Source organism: Mesorhizobium album, assembly GCF_033977205.1.
In the GTDB taxonomy this organism is placed as follows: domain Bacteria; phylum Pseudomonadota; class Alphaproteobacteria; order Rhizobiales; family Rhizobiaceae; genus Mesorhizobium; species Mesorhizobium album.
This window is the reverse complement of sequence record NZ_JAVIIW010000044.1, coordinates 25316-41725: the sequence shown is the minus strand read 5'-3', so window position 1 is coordinate 41725 and position 16410 is coordinate 25316. Positions and strand designations below refer to the sequence as shown.

Genomic DNA, 16410 nt, shown 5'->3' with positions numbered 1-16410 from the left:
CGACACACTTTAAGCCAAGATATTCACGGCACGCGCGGCGACCAGCGCGATCGTCAGCAGCGAGATCATTGCCTCGGCCATCATCAGGAGCTTGGCGCGCTGGGTAAGCGGCAAGGTGTCGGTCGGCGAAAACGCCGTCGCATTGGTGAAGGCCAGGAAGACGTAGTCGACAAAGCCGGGCAGCCAGTCGCGGATCTCGCGATCGGGCAGTGTCATCTGCGGGAACAGAAAATCGGCATGTGCGCGCTTGACCAGGCCGCAGGTCGGCGGGCCGCCGCGGTCGGTGCTCCAGAACCACAGCGCGAAGACGATGACGTTGGTGACCCAGATGTTGAGCGCGTCGACCAGCAGCGTCGTGCCGGCGCCGGCATGGCCTTCGAGCAGCGCCCGAACCAGCAAGATCAGCGACCCGCAATTCATGATGCTGATGACGCCGGTCATCACCAGCGCGGTGCGGCGGATGAAGACGCGAAACCGACCGATCGCGTACCAATGTTCGTGGTCGACGGCCTTCTGGGTCGCCATTTGCGTCCAGGCCGTTGCGATCGACAGCGGCACGAGCAGCGCCGCTTCGATTGCGGGCGCGAGCCAGCGCGGACCGAACGACAAATTGTTGATGACGAGAAGCTGCAGGCAGATGACGACAAGCACCGCAGCGCGCGCCGACCAGAAGTCGATCGCGCGGTGATGAACGATGGCATGCTCGTGACGCATGGCGGACCTGTATCGTGCGCGGCGTTTAGGCCGCGGGGGCGACACCTCCACCTCAATCTTGGTCTTGCGATGGTCGCGTAACTATAAATTTTCGTAAGGTTTGGCGGACTGCGCGGCGCAGGCCCGGTCCTCAAACGAAAAAGCGCCGGAGAAATCCAGCGCTTGATCGATCACACGGATGGGAAGTGGCTCAGGCGTTGGCGGCCTGCTTGTGCTGCACCGGATGGCTCTTCTTCAAGAGATCCGAGACCAGGAAGGCCAGCTCGATCGCCTGATCGGCGTTGAGGCGCGGGTCGCAATGGGTGTGGTAGCGGTCCTGCAGGTCCTCGGCCGTGATGGCACGAGCGCCGCCGGTGCATTCGGTGACGTTCTTGCCGGTCATCTCGACATGGATGCCGCCCGGATGGGTGCCCTCGGCGCGATGCACCTCGAAGAAGGTCTGCACTTCCTTGAGGATGCGGTCGAACGGCCGCGTCTTGTAGCCGGCCGCCTCGATCGTGTTGCCGTGCATCGGGTCGGACGACCACACCACGCTGCGGCCTTCCTTCTGCACCGCCCGCACCAGCTTCGGCAAATGTTCCGCGACCTTGTCGGAGCCGAAGCGCGCGATCAGCGTCAGCCGGCCCGGCTCGTTCTCGGGGTTGAGCAGGTCGATCAGCTCAAGCAGGCCGTCCGGCGTCAGCGAGGGACCGCATTTCAGGCCGAGCGGGTTCTCGATGCCGCGGCAATATTCGACATGCGCATGGTCGGGCTGGCGGGTGCGGTCGCCGATCCAGATCATGTGGCCCGAGGTCGCGTACCAGTCGCCGGAGGTCGAGTCGACGCGGGTAAGCGCCTCTTCATAGCCGAGCAGCAGCGCCTCGTGGCTGGTGTAGAAATCGGTCTCGCGTAGTGCGAAATTGGTCTCGGAGGTGATGCCCACCGCGCGCATGAAATCCATGGTCTCGGTGATGCGGTTGGCAAGCGACTCGTATTTCTCGCCCTGCGGGCTGTCGGCGACGAAGCCCAGCATCCAGCGGTGCACATTCTCCAGGCTGGCATAGCCGCCCTGCGCGAAAGCGCGCAGAAGATTGAGGGTGGCCGCCGACTGGCGGTAGGCCATCTCCTGCCTGGCCGGATCGGGGATTCGCGACTTGGCGTCGAACTCGATGCCGTTGATGATATCGCCACGATAGCTCGGCAGCGTCACGCCGGCCTTGGTCTCGCTGTCGGAGGAGCGCGGCTTGGCGAACTGACCGGCGACGCGGCCGACCTTCACCACCGGCTGCGCGCCGGCGAAGGTGAGCACCACCGACATCTGCAGGAAGACGCGGAAGAAGTCGCGGATGTTGTCGGCGCCATGCTCGGCAAAGCTCTCGGCGCAATCGCCGCCCTGGAGCAGGAAGGCTTCGCCGGCGGCGACCGCCGCCAGCTGCTTCTTCAGCTTGCGCGCCTCGCCGGCAAAGACCAGCGGCGGATAGGTGGCGAGCCGCGCCTCCGTGGCCTGCAGCGCCGCAAGGTCCGGATAGGCCGGGACCTGCTTGATCGGCTTTGCTCTCCACGAATTCGGCGACCATTTCGTCATCGCTGCACCCAACGCCCTTTCAGAGCAATTCCAGGAAAAAGTGCGAAGCGGTTTTCCGTCCGGAATTGCGTCAAACAAACCGGCGAACGCCCTCGCTCGCCATTTCAGCCCCAATATGAGGTGGCGGCTCCTTACACGAAGCCGATTTCCTATTCTAGACAGGAATTTCAGCAGTGGCGAATGGCTTCGCTCGCCAGGGCAGGCCGAGATTCAGGTCAGGCCGAGCCGAAAATGGCGATTTCCTTGAACCGGAGCGGAGCGTACTTGAAAATACGTGAACACCGGAAGCGCAGGAAACTGCCATTTGCAGGCCGGCTTCACCTCAATATCGACCTGCATTATGCGGCTTTATCAACCAACCGCGCCAATTGCGTCATGACAACCGCGGAGCCGGCCAGGCGCTTCTCGGCATTCGGCCAGTCGCGGATGAAGACGACGCTGTGGTCGGCCCTGATCTTGGCCAGTGAGCCCTGCTCGCCGATGAACTTGACCAGCTCGACCGGATTGGGGAACTCGCGCTTGCGGAAATGGATGACGACGCCTTTGGGACCGGCATCGAGCTTCTCGACATTGGCTTTGCGGCAAAGCATTTTGATGAAGACGATCTTCAAAAGATGCGTCACCTCCTCCGGCAGCGGCCCGAAACGGTCGATCAGCTCGGCACCGAAGGCGTCGATCTCCTCGGTGGTTTCGAGGTCGCCGAGGCGGCGATAGAGCCCCATGCGAAGCTGCAGGTCGGGCACATAGCTTTCAGGGATCATCACGGCAGTGCCGACGGCGATCTGCGGCGACCAGCCGCCGTCCTGCACTTCGCCCGTATCCTTCACCTCGGCCACCGCCTCCTCCAGCATCTGCTGGTAGAGCTCGAAACCGACCTCCTTGATGTGGCCGGACTGTTCCTCGCCGAGAAGATTGCCGGCCCCCCTGATGTCGAGGTCGTGGCTGGCGAGTTGGAAGCCGGCGCCGAGCGTGTCGAGCGATTGCAGCACCCTCAGCCGGCGCTCGGCCGTGTCGGTGAGCTTGCGGTTGGCCGGCAGCGTGAACAGCGCATAGGCGCGCACCTTCGAGCGGCCGACGCGGCCGCGCAGCTGGTAGAGCTGGGCGAGCCCGAACATGTCGGCGCGGTGGACGATGAGCGTGTTGGCGGTCGGGATGTCGAGGCCGGATTCGACGATGGTCGTCGACAGAAGCACGTCGTACTGGCCGTCATAGAAGGCGTTCATGATGTCGTCGAGCTCGCCGGCCGGCATCTGGCCATGGGCGACAGCCACCTTCAGCTCCGGCACGGATTCCTTCAGGAAATCATGGATTTCGGCAAGATCGCTGATGCGCGGCACGACATAGAAGGAATGGCCGCCGCGGTAGCGCTCGCGCAGCAGCGTCTCGCGGATCACCAGCGAATCGAAGGGCGACATGAAAGTGCGCACCGCCATGCGGTCGACCGGCGGCGTGGCGATCAGCGACAGCTCGCGCACGCCGGTCAGCGCCAGCTGCAGTGTGCGCGGGATCGGCGTTGCCGACAATGTCAGCACATGCACGTCGTTCTTGAGCTCCTTCAGCCGCTCCTTGTGCTTGACGCCGAAATGCTGCTCCTCGTCGATGATCAAGAGGCCGAGATTCTTGAACGAGATCGAGCTGCCGAGCAGCGCATGCGTGCCGACGACGATGTCGACGGAGCCTTCGGCGACGCCCTTCTTGGTTTCGGCCAGCTCCTTGGCCCCGACCAGGCGCGAGGCCTGCGCGACGCGGATCGGCAGACCGGAGAAGCGCTGCGAGAAGGTCTTGAAATGCTGGCGCGAGAGAAGCGTCGTCGGCACCACGACCGCGACCTGGAACCCCTCCATCGCCGCGATGAAGGCGGCGCGCAGCGCCACCTCCGTCTTGCCGAAGCCGACATCGCCGCAGATCAGCCGATCCATCGGCTTGCCGGCACCGAGATCGTCCATGACGGCGTCGATCGCCGTCTGCTGGTCATCGGTTTCCTCATAGGAAAAGCGTGCCGCGAACTCGCCATAGAGGCCGTCGGCCGGGATCATGGTCGGCGCGGAACGCATCTGCCGCTCAGCTGCGATGCGGATCAGCTGCCCGGCCATGTCGAGCAGGCGCCGCTTCAGCCGTGCCTTGCGCGCCTGCCAGGCGCCGCCGCCGAGCTTGTCGAGCGCGGCTTCCGCCGAATCCGAGCCGTAGCGCGACAGAAGCTCGATGTTCTCGACCGGAAGGAACAGCCGGTCGTCGCCGGCATAGTGGATTTCGAGACAGTCGTGCGGCGCCCCCACCGCCTCGATGGTGCGCAGGCCGACGAAGCGGCCGATGCCGTGGTCGGCGTGGACGACGATGTCGCCCGATGACAGCGACGAGGCCTCGGCGATGAAGTCGGACGCGCGCTTCTTGCGCTTCGCGCGGCGGATCAGCCTATCGCCGAGGATGTCCTGCTCGGCGACCACGAGCAGGTTATCGGTCTCGAAGCCGGATTCGAGCGGCAGCACGGCGAGCCCCGCCTGCCCCGGCTCGAGCTTTTCGACCTCGGCAAGCGAGGCGACAGGCTTCAGATTGCCGAGGTGGTGTTCGGCAAGGATCTGGCCGAGCCGGTCGAGCGAGCCTTCCGTCCAGCCGGCGATGATCACCCGGCGGCGCGCGGCGCGCTCGTCGGCAATATGCTTCACCACGACGTCGAAGACATTGACGTTGGGATCGGCGCGCTCCTCGGCGAAGTTGCGGCCATGCCGCGAGCCGGCATGGAAGACTTTTTTGCCGCCGACATCGGGTGCATCGAAGACGGTGAAGTCGATGTCTTCGCGCGGCCCGAGCGAAGCGCTGAGGTTCTGCGGCGAAAGATAGAGCAGGTCCGGCGCCACCGGCTTATAGGGCACCGCGTCCTTCAGCGCGCCGTCGGCCTGCTTCCGGCGCGCCTCATAGTGGTCGAGGATCAGCGTGTGGCGCTCGGCCAACGCCTCATGCGCCAGATGGTCGAAGACCACCGGCGCCTCCGGCAAGTAGTCGAAAACCGTCTCCAGCCGCTCGTAGAAGAACGGCAGCCAGTGCTCCATGCCGGCAAAGCGCCGGCCCTCGCTGACGGCTGCATAGAGCGCATCGTCGCGCGAGGGAGCGCCGAACGCCTCGATATAGGAACGGCGGAAGCGGCTGATCGTCTCCGGCGTCAGCGCCACCTCGCTCATCGCCTGCAACGCCATCGACTTGCGCTGCCCTGTGGTGCGCTGGGTCGCGACGTCGAAGACGCGGATCGATTCCAGCGTGTCGCCGAAAAAGTCGAGCCTGAGTGCCTCGCTCCAGCCGGGTGCGAACAGGTCGAGGATGCCGCCGCGCACCGCGAACTCGCCGACATCGCGCACTGTCGGCACGCGCTCGAAGCCGGAGGTCTCCAGCCGCGCGATCAGCGCATTCATGTCGATCTGGTTGCCAGGCTTGGCATGGAAGGTCTGTGCTTCGATCAGCCCGGCCGGCGGAATGCGCTGCAAAAGCGCGTTGGCGGTGGTGAGGATCACGGCGCGATGCGGCTTCTTGGCCAGCGCGATCATGGCGGAAAGCGCGTCGAGCCGCCGCGCCGCGGCGTCCGCGCCGGGCGAGACACGGTCGTAAGGCAGGCAGTCCCAGGCCGGCAATTCAAGCACCGGCAGGCCGGGCGCGGCAAAAGCAAGCGCTTCGATGATCGCCGGCAGCCGCTGCCCGTCGCGCGCGACGAACAGCACTGGCTTGTCAGGTGCGATCTCATGCGCCGTCCGCACCAGCGCGAAGGCCTCGTAGCCGTCGGCGACGCCGTCGACGATGAACTGGCCGGCGCGGCCCTTCGGCAGGCCGATGGAAGGAATGAGGCTCATGCGTTTTTCAAAATGTAATGGTCCGGCGCGACGCCAGGATTTTTTGCAGCACCGCGCAATCGATATCGGGCGGAACCGGGCGTTCGCCGGTGATCATCGGCAGGAATTCGGTGTCTGGGATTTCGAGGAGCATTTCATATTGGTCGATTTCATCGCCGGTCAAGGCGCCGATCTCGGCATCGGCGAAGGAGCCCAGGATGAGGTCCATCTCGCGCATGCCGCGGTGCCAGGAGCGGAAAAGGAGTTTGCGGCGACGGGTATCCAATCCCTCGCTTGATCGCTGTGTTCCGGTCATCGCACGCCATCCCTGTCCGAAGCGGCGCATATAGCGTGGATAGAGACCGGTGTCAGCCTTGCAAGGCAAAGTAAGACACCCGACAATCAACCTGAAATGATTGCATTCCTTCGCGCCCCTCTCTGTCCTGCCGGACATCTCCCCCACTTGGGGGGAGATCGGACGGCACCTCCGCTTTCGCCAATCTTCAACGTTGCAGAATGGCTGCATCGCCGAAGCTGCCAATCTCCCCCCTTGTGGGGGAGATGTCCGGCAGGACAGAGGAGGGCGCGAAGGAACTCGGCCTATCCAGCGTCAAAATCGGCGCAGCACTGATGCGTCCTTCCATCCTCGATCCCCTGTTCGTCCCGATAACCTCGCTCGCCGGCGTCGGCCAGAAAGTCGGGACCATGATCGAACGGGTCGTACCGGCCGATCTCGGCGACCGTCCCGGACGCGCCGCCGACCTTCTGTTCGTGCTGCCCAACACGGTGATCGACCGCCGCAACCGGCCAGGCATCGCGCTGTCGGCCGAAGGCCAGATCGTCACACTCGAGGTGCGGGTCGACCGCCACCAGCCGCCGCCGCGCGGCAACCGGTCCGTGCCTTACCGAGTCTACGCCCATGACGACACCGGCGAGATCGCGCTGACCTTCTTCCATGCCCATGCCGCCTATCTGCAGAAGATGCTGCCCGAAGGCGAGCGTGTCGTGATCTCCGGCCGCATGGAATGGTTCAACGGTCGCCCGACCATGGTCCATCCCGACCACATCGCGCCGCTCGACGAGGCCGAGGGCCTGCCGCTGGTCGAGCCGGTTTATCCGCTCACCGCCGGCCTGTCGGCCAAGGTGCTGCGCCGGGCGATCGCCCAGGCGCTCGGTCGCTTGCCGGACCTGCCGGAATGGCAGGACGACGCTTTTATGCGCCGCCACACCTTTCAGTCCTTCGGCGATGCGCTCGCCCGCATCCACAATCCGAAGGACCCGATCGATGTCGCGGTCGAAGGCCCGGCCTGGCGCCGCATTGCCTATGACGAGTTCCTGGCCGGGCAGGTGTCGCTGGCGCTGGTGCGCGCCAGAATACGCCGGCTGTCCGGCCGGCCGCTGGTCGGCGATGGCCGCATTGTCGAACGGCTGCGCGCGGCCCTGCCCTACAAGCTCACCCCGTCACAGGAATTCGCGCTCGGCGAAATCAATGCCGACCTCGCCGATCCCGAACGTATGCTGCGCCTGCTGCAGGGCGATGTCGGCTCCGGCAAGACGGTGGTCGCGCTGCTTGCCATGGGACGCGCGGTCGAGGCCGGCGGCCAGGCGGCGCTGATGGCGCCGACCGAGATCCTGGCGCGCCAGCATCTGGCGACGATTGCTCCGCTGGCGGAAAAAGCCGGCCTCCGCGTCGCCATCCTGACCGGGCGCGAGAAGGGACGCGAGCGCGCAGAGACGCTGGCAGGCCTTGCCAGCGGCGAAATCGACATCGTCGTCGGCACGCACGCGCTGTTCCAGGAAACCGTGACCTTCCACGACCTCGTGCTTGCCGTCGTCGACGAGCAGCATCGCTTCGGTGTCCACCAGCGTCTCGCCATTACCGCCAAGGGCGACGCGCCCGACATGCTGGTGATGACGGCGACACCCATCCCGCGCACGCTGGTGCTCACAGCCTTCGGCGACATGGACGTCTCGAAGCTCACCGAGAAGCCGGCCGGCCGTCAGCCGATCCGCACGGTGACCTTGCCGATGGAGCGGCTGGACGAACTGGTCGGGCGCATGCAGGACGCCATCGCCGAAGGCCAGAAAATCTACTGGATCTGCCCGCTGGTCGAGGAATCGGAAGAGATCAAGCTGATGTCGGCCGAGGACCGCTTCGCTTCGCTGAAGCCGCTGTTCGGCGACCGGATCGGCCTGGTGCACGGCCGCATGAAAGGCGCCGAGAAGGACGAAGCGATGCGCGCCTTCAAAGAGGGCGAGACGCGCATCCTCATCGCAACCACGGTGATCGAGGTCGGCGTCGACGTGCCGGACGCCACGATCATGGTCATCGAGCACGCCGAGCGCTTCGGCCTTGCGCAGCTGCACCAGTTGCGCGGCCGGGTCGGGCGCGGCGACCGGCCGTCTTCCTGCGTGCTGCTCTACAAGGACCCGCCCGGCGAGACGGCGAAGCGCCGGCTGTCGGTGATGCGCGAGACAGAGGACGGCTTCCGCATAGCCGAGGAAGATCTGAAGCTGCGCGGCGAAGGCGAGCTGCTGGGCACTCGCCAGTCCGGCACGCCCGGCTTCCAGGTGGCGCGTATCGAATTCCATGCCGACCTGCTCGAAGCTGCCCGCGACGACGCGCGGCTGATCCTGTCGCGGGATCCGGAACTGCGGTCCGAACGCGGCGAGGCGCTGCGGCTGCTGCTCTACCTGTTCGGCCGCGACGAGGCAGTGCGGCTGCTGCGCGCCGGCTGAGCGGGGCCGATCGCCGGATTGGCAAGCGCCCCTTCGATGGGCTCGCCGTTCAGCGTCACCAGCTTGGTCTTGACCTCCGGCGCCACCATGCCGGCCGAAACGATCAGCTTGGCGCCGTCTTCGATGCTCATGTCGAGCAGCACGATCTCGGATTTATGCACATACATCAGGAAGCCGGTTGTCGGGTTCGGCGTGCAGGGCATGAACACCGCGATGAGCGGATCGCCTTCCTGGTCGAGCTTCTGGTTGATCTCGGTTTCCTTTTCGCTGGCGACGAAGACCAGCGACCAGACGCCCTTCCGCGGATATTCGACCAGCCCGACCTGGCGGAACATGTCACCCTTGTTTGACAGCACCGTCTCGAAAATCTGCTTCAGCGAGCTATAGATGCCGCGCACCAGCGGCATGCGGCCGAGCAGCCGCTCGCCGAAATTGACGATGGCGCGGCCGACGATGTTCGCCGTCATGAAGCCAATGAAGGTGATCAGCACCAGCGCCACGATCAGCCCGAAGCCGGGGACCGGGAACGGCAGGTAGGTGTCGGGATTGTAGCGGGCGGGAATGTAGGGCTTCACCCAGGAATCGACCCAACCGATAAGCGACCAGGCGATATAGGCGGTGATCGCCAGCGGCGCGCAGACGACGAAGCCCGTCAGGAAATAGTTCCTGAGCCGGGCAATGCCAGAGGTCTTCAGGGCGTCGGACATAGGATCACCGCAGCGCAGATTGCGACGCCGAGATTAGTGAACCGCGGGCTCGTTTGGAACTGCGAAGTTTTTAAAGAACGTTCGTCATGCCGCTGCGTCCGGCGGCACGATCTTTTCGAGTTCCGCCGCGATCTTTCTCGCCTCGGTCTCGAGTTCGTAGGCCTTCTGGAAGTTCATCCAGAACTCGGGTGTGGTGTTGAAAAACCTGGCGAAGCGAAGGGCTGTGTCAGGAGTGAGGCTAGCCTCTTCCTTTACAATACGCTCGATACGAGTACGCGGAAGATTAAGCTTCCGTGCCAATGCGCCGGCGCTCATGCCAAAAAGGAACAAGATATTCCTCGCGCAGGAATTCTCCGGGATGGATTGGGCGTGCGAACTTGAGCATAGCTCAGTATCCTCAAAGGGTTAGGGCGAGTACCCCTTCCCACGACATGTATCATGCTATGATACAAACCGAAGCTGCTTCCGTTTGGAATTAGCCGAAACATCCTTCCCTTCGTCATCCACGGGCGGAGCAGGAGCGAAGCTCCTGCGCAGACCCGAGGATCCATTCCGTGACGCCGGCCGAAGAATGCAACCTGTCAGAATGATCGCCTGATCATCCATCCGTTATCCTTCATGCATGACGGGCTATGTCTATATGACAGCAAGCAAGAAGCGCGGCACCATCTACACTGGTGTCACGAACGATCTCGGCCCCCGGATGCCGGAGCACAGATCCGGCGAAGGCTCGCGCTTCACAGGGCGCTACGGCGTGCAACGCCTGGTCTGGTACGAAGAACATTTCGACATCCGTGATGCCATCCAGCGGGAGAAAGTCGCTGAAACGCTGGCCGCGCCAGTGGAAGATCGAACTGATCGAGAAGGCCAATCCGGAGTGGTTCGAGCTTTTCCGCGGCACTGGGTGGTAGCGCTTAATTCTGCACCGCTTTGATCCGCCCAAACGTCACACAGGATCCTAGGGTCTGCGCAGGAGCTTCGCTCCTGCTCCGCCCGTGGATGACGAAAGAAGGGACCATCCGCAGCCGTACTTTGAACTGCGCGAGGTAAGCTAACGGTGCTACTCCACCGTCACCGATTTCGCCAGATTGCGCGGCTGGTCAACGTCGGTGCCCATGAACACAGCCGTAAAGTAGGCGAGCATCTGGATCGGCAGCGCGTAGACGATCGGCGCAATGATCTCCGGCACTTCGGGCAGGATGATCGTCTCCATCGTCTTGATGCTCGCCTGAGCCGCGCCCTTGGCGTCGGTGATCAGGATGATCTTGCCGCCGCGCGCCGCCACTTCCTGCATGTTCGACACCGTCTTTTCGAAGATGCGGTCATAGGGCGCGATCACGATCACCGGCATGTTCTCGTCGATCAGCGCGATCGGGCCATGCTTCAGCTCTCCGCCGGCATAACCCTCGGCGTGGATGTAGGAGATTTCCTTGAGCTTTAGCGCCCCTTCCATGGCGAGCGGGAAATTGGTGTCGCGGCCTAGATAGAGCACATCCTTGTAGCGGGAAAGCTCGCGAGCGATGCGTTCGATCTGCTCGTCGAGCTTCAGCACTTGCGTCGCAAAGCGCGGCGCCTCGGAAAGCTCGCGCACCAGCCGCTTCTCCTCATCGCGCGAGATCGTTCCGCGCGCCACCCCGGCCCGCACCGCCAGCGAAGCCAGCACGGAGAGCTGGCAGGTGAAAGCCTTGGTCGAGGCGACGCCGATCTCCGGCCCGGCAAGCGTCGGCAGCACGACGTCGGATTCGCGCGCCATGGTCGATTCCCGCACGTTGACGACTGCGCCGATCTTCATGCCGGCCTTGCGGCAGTAACGCAGCGAGGCCAGCGTGTCGGCGGTCTCGCCCGATTGCGAGATGAAGAAGGCGGCGTCGTTCGCCGACAGCGGCATCTCGCGGTAGCGGAATTCCGAGGCGACATCGATGTCGACCGGCAGCCGCGCGTAACGCTCGAACCAGTATTTGCTGATCAGCCCGGCGAGATAGGCGGTGCCGCACGCCGAGATCGCCAGCCGGCCGATCCTGGCGAAATCGAAGGGCAGTTCGAGCGGCTTGGAGACGCCGGAGACAAAATCCACGTAATGCGCCAGCGTGTGCGAGATCACTTCCGGCTGCTCATGGATCTCCTTTTCCATGAAATGCCGGCGGTTGCCCTTGTCGACCATGAAGCTGGTCGACAGCGACTGCTGGCGCTTGCGGTCGACCTTGTTGCCGTCGATATCGTAGATGGTGACGCTGTTGCGGCGCACTTCCGCCCAATCGCCGTCTTCCAGATAGGTGACCGCGTTGGTGAAGGGTGCCAGCGCGATGGCGTCGGAGCCCAAAAACATCTCGCCGTCGCCATGGCCGACGGCAAGCGGCGGGCCATTGCGGGCGCCGACGATCAGGTCCTCGTCGCCCTTGAACATGATCGCCAGCGCAAAGGCGCCTGAGAGCCGCCTCAGCGCCTTGTGCGCGGCCTCCACCGGCTTCAGCCCCTTGGCGAGCTCCCGCGCCACCAGATGCGCGACGACCTCGGTGTCGGTCTGCGAGGTGAATGCATAGCCGTCGCGGGTGAGTTCGTCGCGCAGCTCGGCGAAATTCTCGATGATGCCGTTGTGGACGATGGCGACGCCTTCGGAAAAATGCGGATGCGCATTGGTCTCGTTCGGCACACCATGCGTTGCCCAGCGTGTGTGGCCGATGCCGATCGTGCCCTCCAGCGGGTCTTCCTTCAGTCGGCGCTCGAGGTTGATCAGCTTGCCTTCGGCGCGGCGGCGGCCGAGTTTGCCGTTCTCGATGGTGGCGACGCCAGCCGAATCATAGCCGCGATATTCGAGCCGCTTCAGGGCATCGACGATGAGCGGCGCGACCTGCGAATGGCCGACAATTCCAACGATACCGCACATGCCTGCCCCCGATTCCCTGCAGAAATCCGGCGTTATCTAAGGATTGCCGAACCGCCGCGAAAGTCACTTTGCATTTCGTTCCGTGTCAGCCGGAACTGTTTTTGGTACATGCAGCATGACAGACCGCTCTTGCAACCGGGTTACTGCGATTGCTCGGCTTTTCAGACCGCCGGATTCCGATCGTTCATCTTTGCTGCGCAAATCCCATTCTTCGCTACCGTCCTACTCCATCTACGAGCCTCTCGGCTTGCATCCAGCCGAGAGGCCATGATGATGTTTGAAAAACCGACGAAGGGGATCCGAGATGGAACAATATTACCCGGTGGCCATCGTCACGCTTCTGTGCGGCCTGACCATATTCGGCATGGCGCTGACGGTCGCCCGAACGCATTCCAAGACCGGAATCCTGGCGCCGACCATGACAGGCGACCCTCTGCTCGAACGAGCCGTTCGCGCGCATTTGAACACGATCGAATGGCTGCCGATCTTCCTGCCCGCCATGTGGCTGTTCGCCATCTATTGGAGCCCGGTCTGGGCCGCCGGCCTCGGCCTTTTGTGGCTGATCGGCCGCATCGCCTATTTCGTCGGATACCTCTCCGCGCCGCTCAAGCGGTATCCGGGGTTTTTCATCCAGTCGATTGCCACCTTCGTGCTGCTGCTCGGCGCGCTCGGGCGGATCGTGTATTTATGGCTTGCATAAGCGGGACCAGGTCAATTTAGTCGGGCTATGAGTGACGCAAGGGACACTGTAACGCTATGGCGGCCGGTCGGGCCTGTGGAGCTGAAGCTGATCGAAGCGTCGGGACGCGCGAATTTCCGCCGCGATTGCCGGAGCAGCCGATCTTCTATCCGGTCCTTTCCGAGGCCTATGCAGTTCAGATCGCGCGCGACTGGAACGTGCCGGCGAGCGGCTCCGGCTTCGTGACCCGCTGTGATGTTTTGAAAAGCTTTCTCGACGACTATCGGGTCGAGCTCGCCGGCAGCAAGGCGCATCTCGAATATTGGATACCCGCCGAGGATCTCTCTGCATTCAACAAGGCGATCGTCGGCAAGATCGAGGTGACAGCCGCTTTCGGCGAAACCGTAAGCAGCGCTTGACGCTCACACCGCCGCCTTCTTCCTTGCCGCGGCCGCCGAAGCGAAGCGCTCCCGCAATTCCCTGCCCTTGCCGGGCAGCGTCTTCTGGCGGGCGCGGCCGAAGGCCAGCGCGTCGTCCGGCACGCTCTCCGTGATCACGCTGCCCGAAGCGACGTAGCCGCCCTTGCCGATCGTGACGGGCGCCACCAGCGAAGAGTTCGATCCGACAAAGGCTCCCTCGCCGATATCGGTGAAGAATTTCGAATAGCCGTCATAGTTGCAGGTGATGGTGCCGGCGCCAATATTGGCCGCGGCGCCGACGCGCGCATCGCCGATATAGGTCAGGTGGTTGACCTTGGCGCCTTCCTCGATCGTCGCCTGCTTGACTTCGCAGAAATTGCCGACCTTGGCCTTTTGCCTCAGATCGGCGCCCGGCCGAAGCCGCGCGAACGGCCCGACATCGCAGTTGGAAGCGATGGTGGCGCCTTCGATATGGCTGAAGGCATGGATCCTGGCGCCCGAAGCGATCTTGACGCCCGGACCGAACCAGACATTCGGCTCGACAATCGTATCGGCGCCGATTTCGGTGTCGTGCGAGAAATAGACGGTTTCGGGCGCAATCAGCGTCACGCCCGCAAGCATCGCGTCGCGCCGCCGACGCGCCTGCCAGATGGCTTCCGCCTCTGCGAGCTCGGCCCGGTTGTTGATGCCGAGCGCGCTCTCGAAGCTCGCCTCCGTGGCAACCACGTCGAGGCGCTCCGCGCCGGCGATCTCGACGATGTCGGTCAGATAGAACTCGCCCTTGGCGTTGCTATTTCCGACCTTGTCCAGCAATCGAAGCGCATGCTTGCCCGCCACCGCCATCATCCCGGCATTGCAGAAGCCGATTGTCTTCTCCTCCTCGGAGCAGTCCTTCTCCTCGCGGATGGCGACGAGCCGGCCGTCCTCTTCGATCAGCCGGCCGTAGCCGGTCGGATTGGGCGGGCGGAAGCCGATCACCGCGACGGCGGCGCCCTCCGCCAACTTTTGCCGCGCCGTCGCCAAGGCTCCAGCGTCGATCAGCGGCGTGTCGCCGAACATGACGAGAATATCGTCATAACCCTTTGATATCGCTTCGCGAGCGGCAAGTACGGCATGCGCTGTGCCGAGCCGGTTCTCCTGCACGAAGGTCTCCGCTTTCGGTGCGAATTTCTGCGCCGCCTGGCGCATCTCCTCCGCGCCGTGGCCGATAACCAGCGCAAGCCCTGTTGCGCCGGCAGCTTCGGCTGCCTTCACAACGTGGGCCACCATCGGCAGGCCGGCAATCGCGTGCAGTACCTTGGGCATCGCGCTTTTCATGCGCGTGCCCTCGCCGGCGGCGAGGATGACGGACAGGCAGGATCTCTGGCTCATGAAAGGGCAACCGTGCGAAAAAGATCAGGAATCGGAACCATCTAGCATTGGCGGCATGCTCCACCAATGCGGTTAAATTCCGGTGAGACGGTTGAGCAACTGACTTTTAATCAGTCGCTCTATGCCGCTCTCGGATGCGGTCGATGTCGCTGTGGCGCACCTACCCCAACCTTCCCAGCGCCGGAAAATTCTCCAGCAGCCAATAGGATGCGCTCTGCACGCCGCCGGTGAGGAAGAACACGCCGGCGACGACCAGCAGCGCGCCGATCGCTTTTTCCACGCGGCCGAGATGGACGCGGAATTTTCCGAGGAAGCGCATGAAGGCGCCGGAAAACAGCGCCGCAATCAGGAACGGAACGCCGAGCCCGAGCGAATAGGCGGCGAGCAGGAGCGCGCCCTCGCCCACCGTCTCCCGGCCGCCGGCAAGCGTCAGGATCGGCCCCAGCACCGGGCCAATGCAGGGCGTCCAGCCGAAGGCGAAGGCCAGTCCCATGACATAGGCCGCGACCATGTTGGCGGGCTTGCCTTGCGACTGGAAGCGCGCCTCGCGCGACAAAAGCGGGATGCGCAGGATGCCGAGGAAGTTCAGGCCCATGATGATAATCAGCGCGCCCGCCACCATCGCCAGCGGTTCCTGCCAGACGCGCAGCAGACGGCCGATGGTCGAGGCGCCGGCGCCGAGCGCGACGAAGACGGTGGAGAAGCCGAGAACGAAGGCCAAAGAGGCATAAAGCAGAGCGCCGCGCGTGCCTTCACGCGCCGTCACGCCATGATTGCCGCGGAAATCGTCGACCGAGACGCCGGCCATGTAGCAGAGATAGGGCGGCACCAGCGGCAGCACGCAGGGCGACAGGAACGAGATCGCCCCTGCCCCGACCGCGCTGACATAGCCGATGTCCAATGCCATTTCATGAGGACCTGATTGTGCTGGCGCCGATATAGCGATGTGGCAGCCTCCATGCCAATCACCATTCTGTGGCACGTCGCCGCCTCACCGAGGAAGAAACGGCCTCTCCGACGCGTTGATTGGACAGCGCGCGATTGCCGCGCGCCGTTCTCAGGGAGATTTGCCATGAAATCGATTGCACTTGGATTCGCGACGCTCTTGCTCTGCACCGCTGCGACTCACGCCGCCGAGGCGTGGAAGGAGGCCGAAGTCGGGGGCAAGAAGATCTATACCGATGCCATGGGCATGACGCTCTACACCTATGACAAGGACGAGAAGGGCAAATCCAACTGCTACGACAAATGCGCAGCCAACTGGCCGCCGCTGAAGGCCGAGGCGGGTGCCAAGGCGGACGACGAATGGACGGTCATCGAGCGCACCGACGGCACCAAGATGTGGGCCTATGACGGCAAGCCGGTCTATACCTTCGTCAAGGACAAGAAGGCCGGCGACATGACTGGCGAAGGCGTCGCCGGCGCCTGGCACGTTGTCGCGGCCGACTGAGTTACTCGAAGAATCGGCGGGCTGCCGGGGATTCTCCGCCGCCAGCCTGCCACCTCGCGGCCTGCGAG

At 63.8% G+C, this 16410-nt stretch carries 12 protein-coding genes and 2 pseudogenes; 5 read left to right on the top strand and 9 right to left on the bottom strand.

What is annotated here, in order from left to right; genetic code table 11:
• Nucleotides 1-9: 9 nt before the first annotated feature.
• The 4 genes from RFN28_RS27550 to RFN28_RS27535 all read right to left on the bottom strand — a co-directional run bounded on the left by RFN28_RS27550 (nucleotide 10) and on the right by RFN28_RS27535 (nucleotide 6409).
• Nucleotides 10-714, bottom strand: coding sequence for a hypothetical protein (locus RFN28_RS27550; protein WP_320290288.1), 705 nt, complete (start codon nucleotides 712-714; stop codon nucleotides 10-12).
• Nucleotides 715-904: 190 nt separating this feature from the next.
• On the bottom strand, nucleotides 905-2278 hold the full coding sequence (locus tag RFN28_RS27545; protein WP_320290287.1) for a class II 3-deoxy-7-phosphoheptulonate synthase: 1374 nt from the start codon (nucleotides 2276-2278) through the stop codon (nucleotides 905-907).
• A 338-nt stretch (nucleotides 2279-2616) separates the two neighbouring features.
• Entirely contained in the window at nucleotides 2617-6114 is a 3498-nt protein-coding gene (gene mfd / locus RFN28_RS27540; protein ID WP_320290286.1) for a transcription-repair coupling factor, read from the bottom strand.
• A 7-nt stretch (nucleotides 6115-6121) separates the two neighbouring features.
• Nucleotides 6122-6409, bottom strand: a complete 288-nt coding sequence (locus RFN28_RS27535; protein ID WP_320290308.1) for an FAD assembly factor SdhE — start codon at nucleotides 6407-6409, stop codon at nucleotides 6122-6124.
• 314 nt (nucleotides 6410-6723) lie between these two features.
• Here RFN28_RS27535 and recG point away from each other — a divergent pair, with 314 nt between their 5' ends.
• The gene (recG, locus tag RFN28_RS27530) at nucleotides 6724-8832 is read left to right on the top strand and encodes an ATP-dependent DNA helicase RecG (protein ID WP_320290307.1); all 2109 of its coding nucleotides are present in this window, start codon (nucleotides 6724-6726) and stop codon (nucleotides 8830-8832) included.
• Here recG and RFN28_RS27525 read toward each other — a convergent pair.
• Entirely contained in the window at nucleotides 8784-9539 is a 756-nt protein-coding gene (locus RFN28_RS27525) for a DUF502 domain-containing protein (RefSeq protein WP_320290285.1), read from the bottom strand. The genes recG and RFN28_RS27525 overlap by 49 nt on opposite strands.
• Before the next feature lie 84 nt (nucleotides 9540-9623).
• Nucleotides 9624-9924 (bottom strand): annotated as a pseudogene (locus RFN28_RS27520) (HigA family addiction module antitoxin).
• A gap of 237 nt (nucleotides 9925-10161) precedes the next feature.
• Between RFN28_RS27520 and RFN28_RS27515 the strand changes: the two are divergent.
• A pseudogene (locus RFN28_RS27515) lies at nucleotides 10162-10450 on the top strand (GIY-YIG nuclease family protein).
• A gap of 149 nt (nucleotides 10451-10599) precedes the next feature.
• Here the strand turns inward: RFN28_RS27515 and glmS are convergent.
• A complete protein-coding gene (gene glmS / locus RFN28_RS27510; RefSeq protein WP_320290284.1) occupies nucleotides 10600-12423 on the bottom strand; it encodes a glutamine--fructose-6-phosphate transaminase (isomerizing) in 1824 nt (607 codons plus the stop codon).
• 304 nt (nucleotides 12424-12727) lie between these two features.
• Here glmS and RFN28_RS27505 point away from each other — a divergent pair, with 304 nt between their 5' ends.
• Entirely contained in the window at nucleotides 12728-13123 is a 396-nt protein-coding gene (locus RFN28_RS27505) for an MAPEG family protein (protein WP_320290283.1), read from the top strand.
• Between the two features lie 125 nt (nucleotides 13124-13248).
• Nucleotides 13249-13521 (top strand): hypothetical protein, encoded by a 273-nt coding sequence (locus RFN28_RS27500; protein ID WP_320290282.1) that lies wholly within the window; start codon nucleotides 13249-13251, stop codon nucleotides 13519-13521.
• Nucleotides 13522-13524: 3 nt separating this feature from the next.
• Here the strand turns inward: RFN28_RS27500 and glmU are convergent, their stop codons facing one another.
• Nucleotides 13525-14892: a bifunctional UDP-N-acetylglucosamine diphosphorylase/glucosamine-1-phosphate N-acetyltransferase GlmU gene (gene glmU, locus RFN28_RS27495; RefSeq protein ID WP_320290281.1), complete on the bottom strand. Its 1368-nt coding sequence runs from the start codon at nucleotides 14890-14892 to the stop codon at nucleotides 13525-13527.
• A gap of 160 nt (nucleotides 14893-15052) precedes the next feature.
• Nucleotides 15053-15799 (bottom strand): cytochrome c biogenesis CcdA family protein, encoded by a 747-nt coding sequence (locus tag RFN28_RS27490; RefSeq protein WP_320290280.1) that lies wholly within the window; start codon nucleotides 15797-15799, stop codon nucleotides 15053-15055.
• Nucleotides 15800-15964: 165 nt separating this feature from the next.
• Here RFN28_RS27490 and RFN28_RS27485 point away from each other — a divergent pair, with 165 nt between their 5' ends.
• A complete protein-coding gene (locus tag RFN28_RS27485; protein WP_320290279.1) occupies nucleotides 15965-16342 on the top strand; it encodes a COG4315 family predicted lipoprotein in 378 nt (125 codons plus the stop codon).
• Nucleotides 16343-16410: the final 68 nt, after the last annotated feature.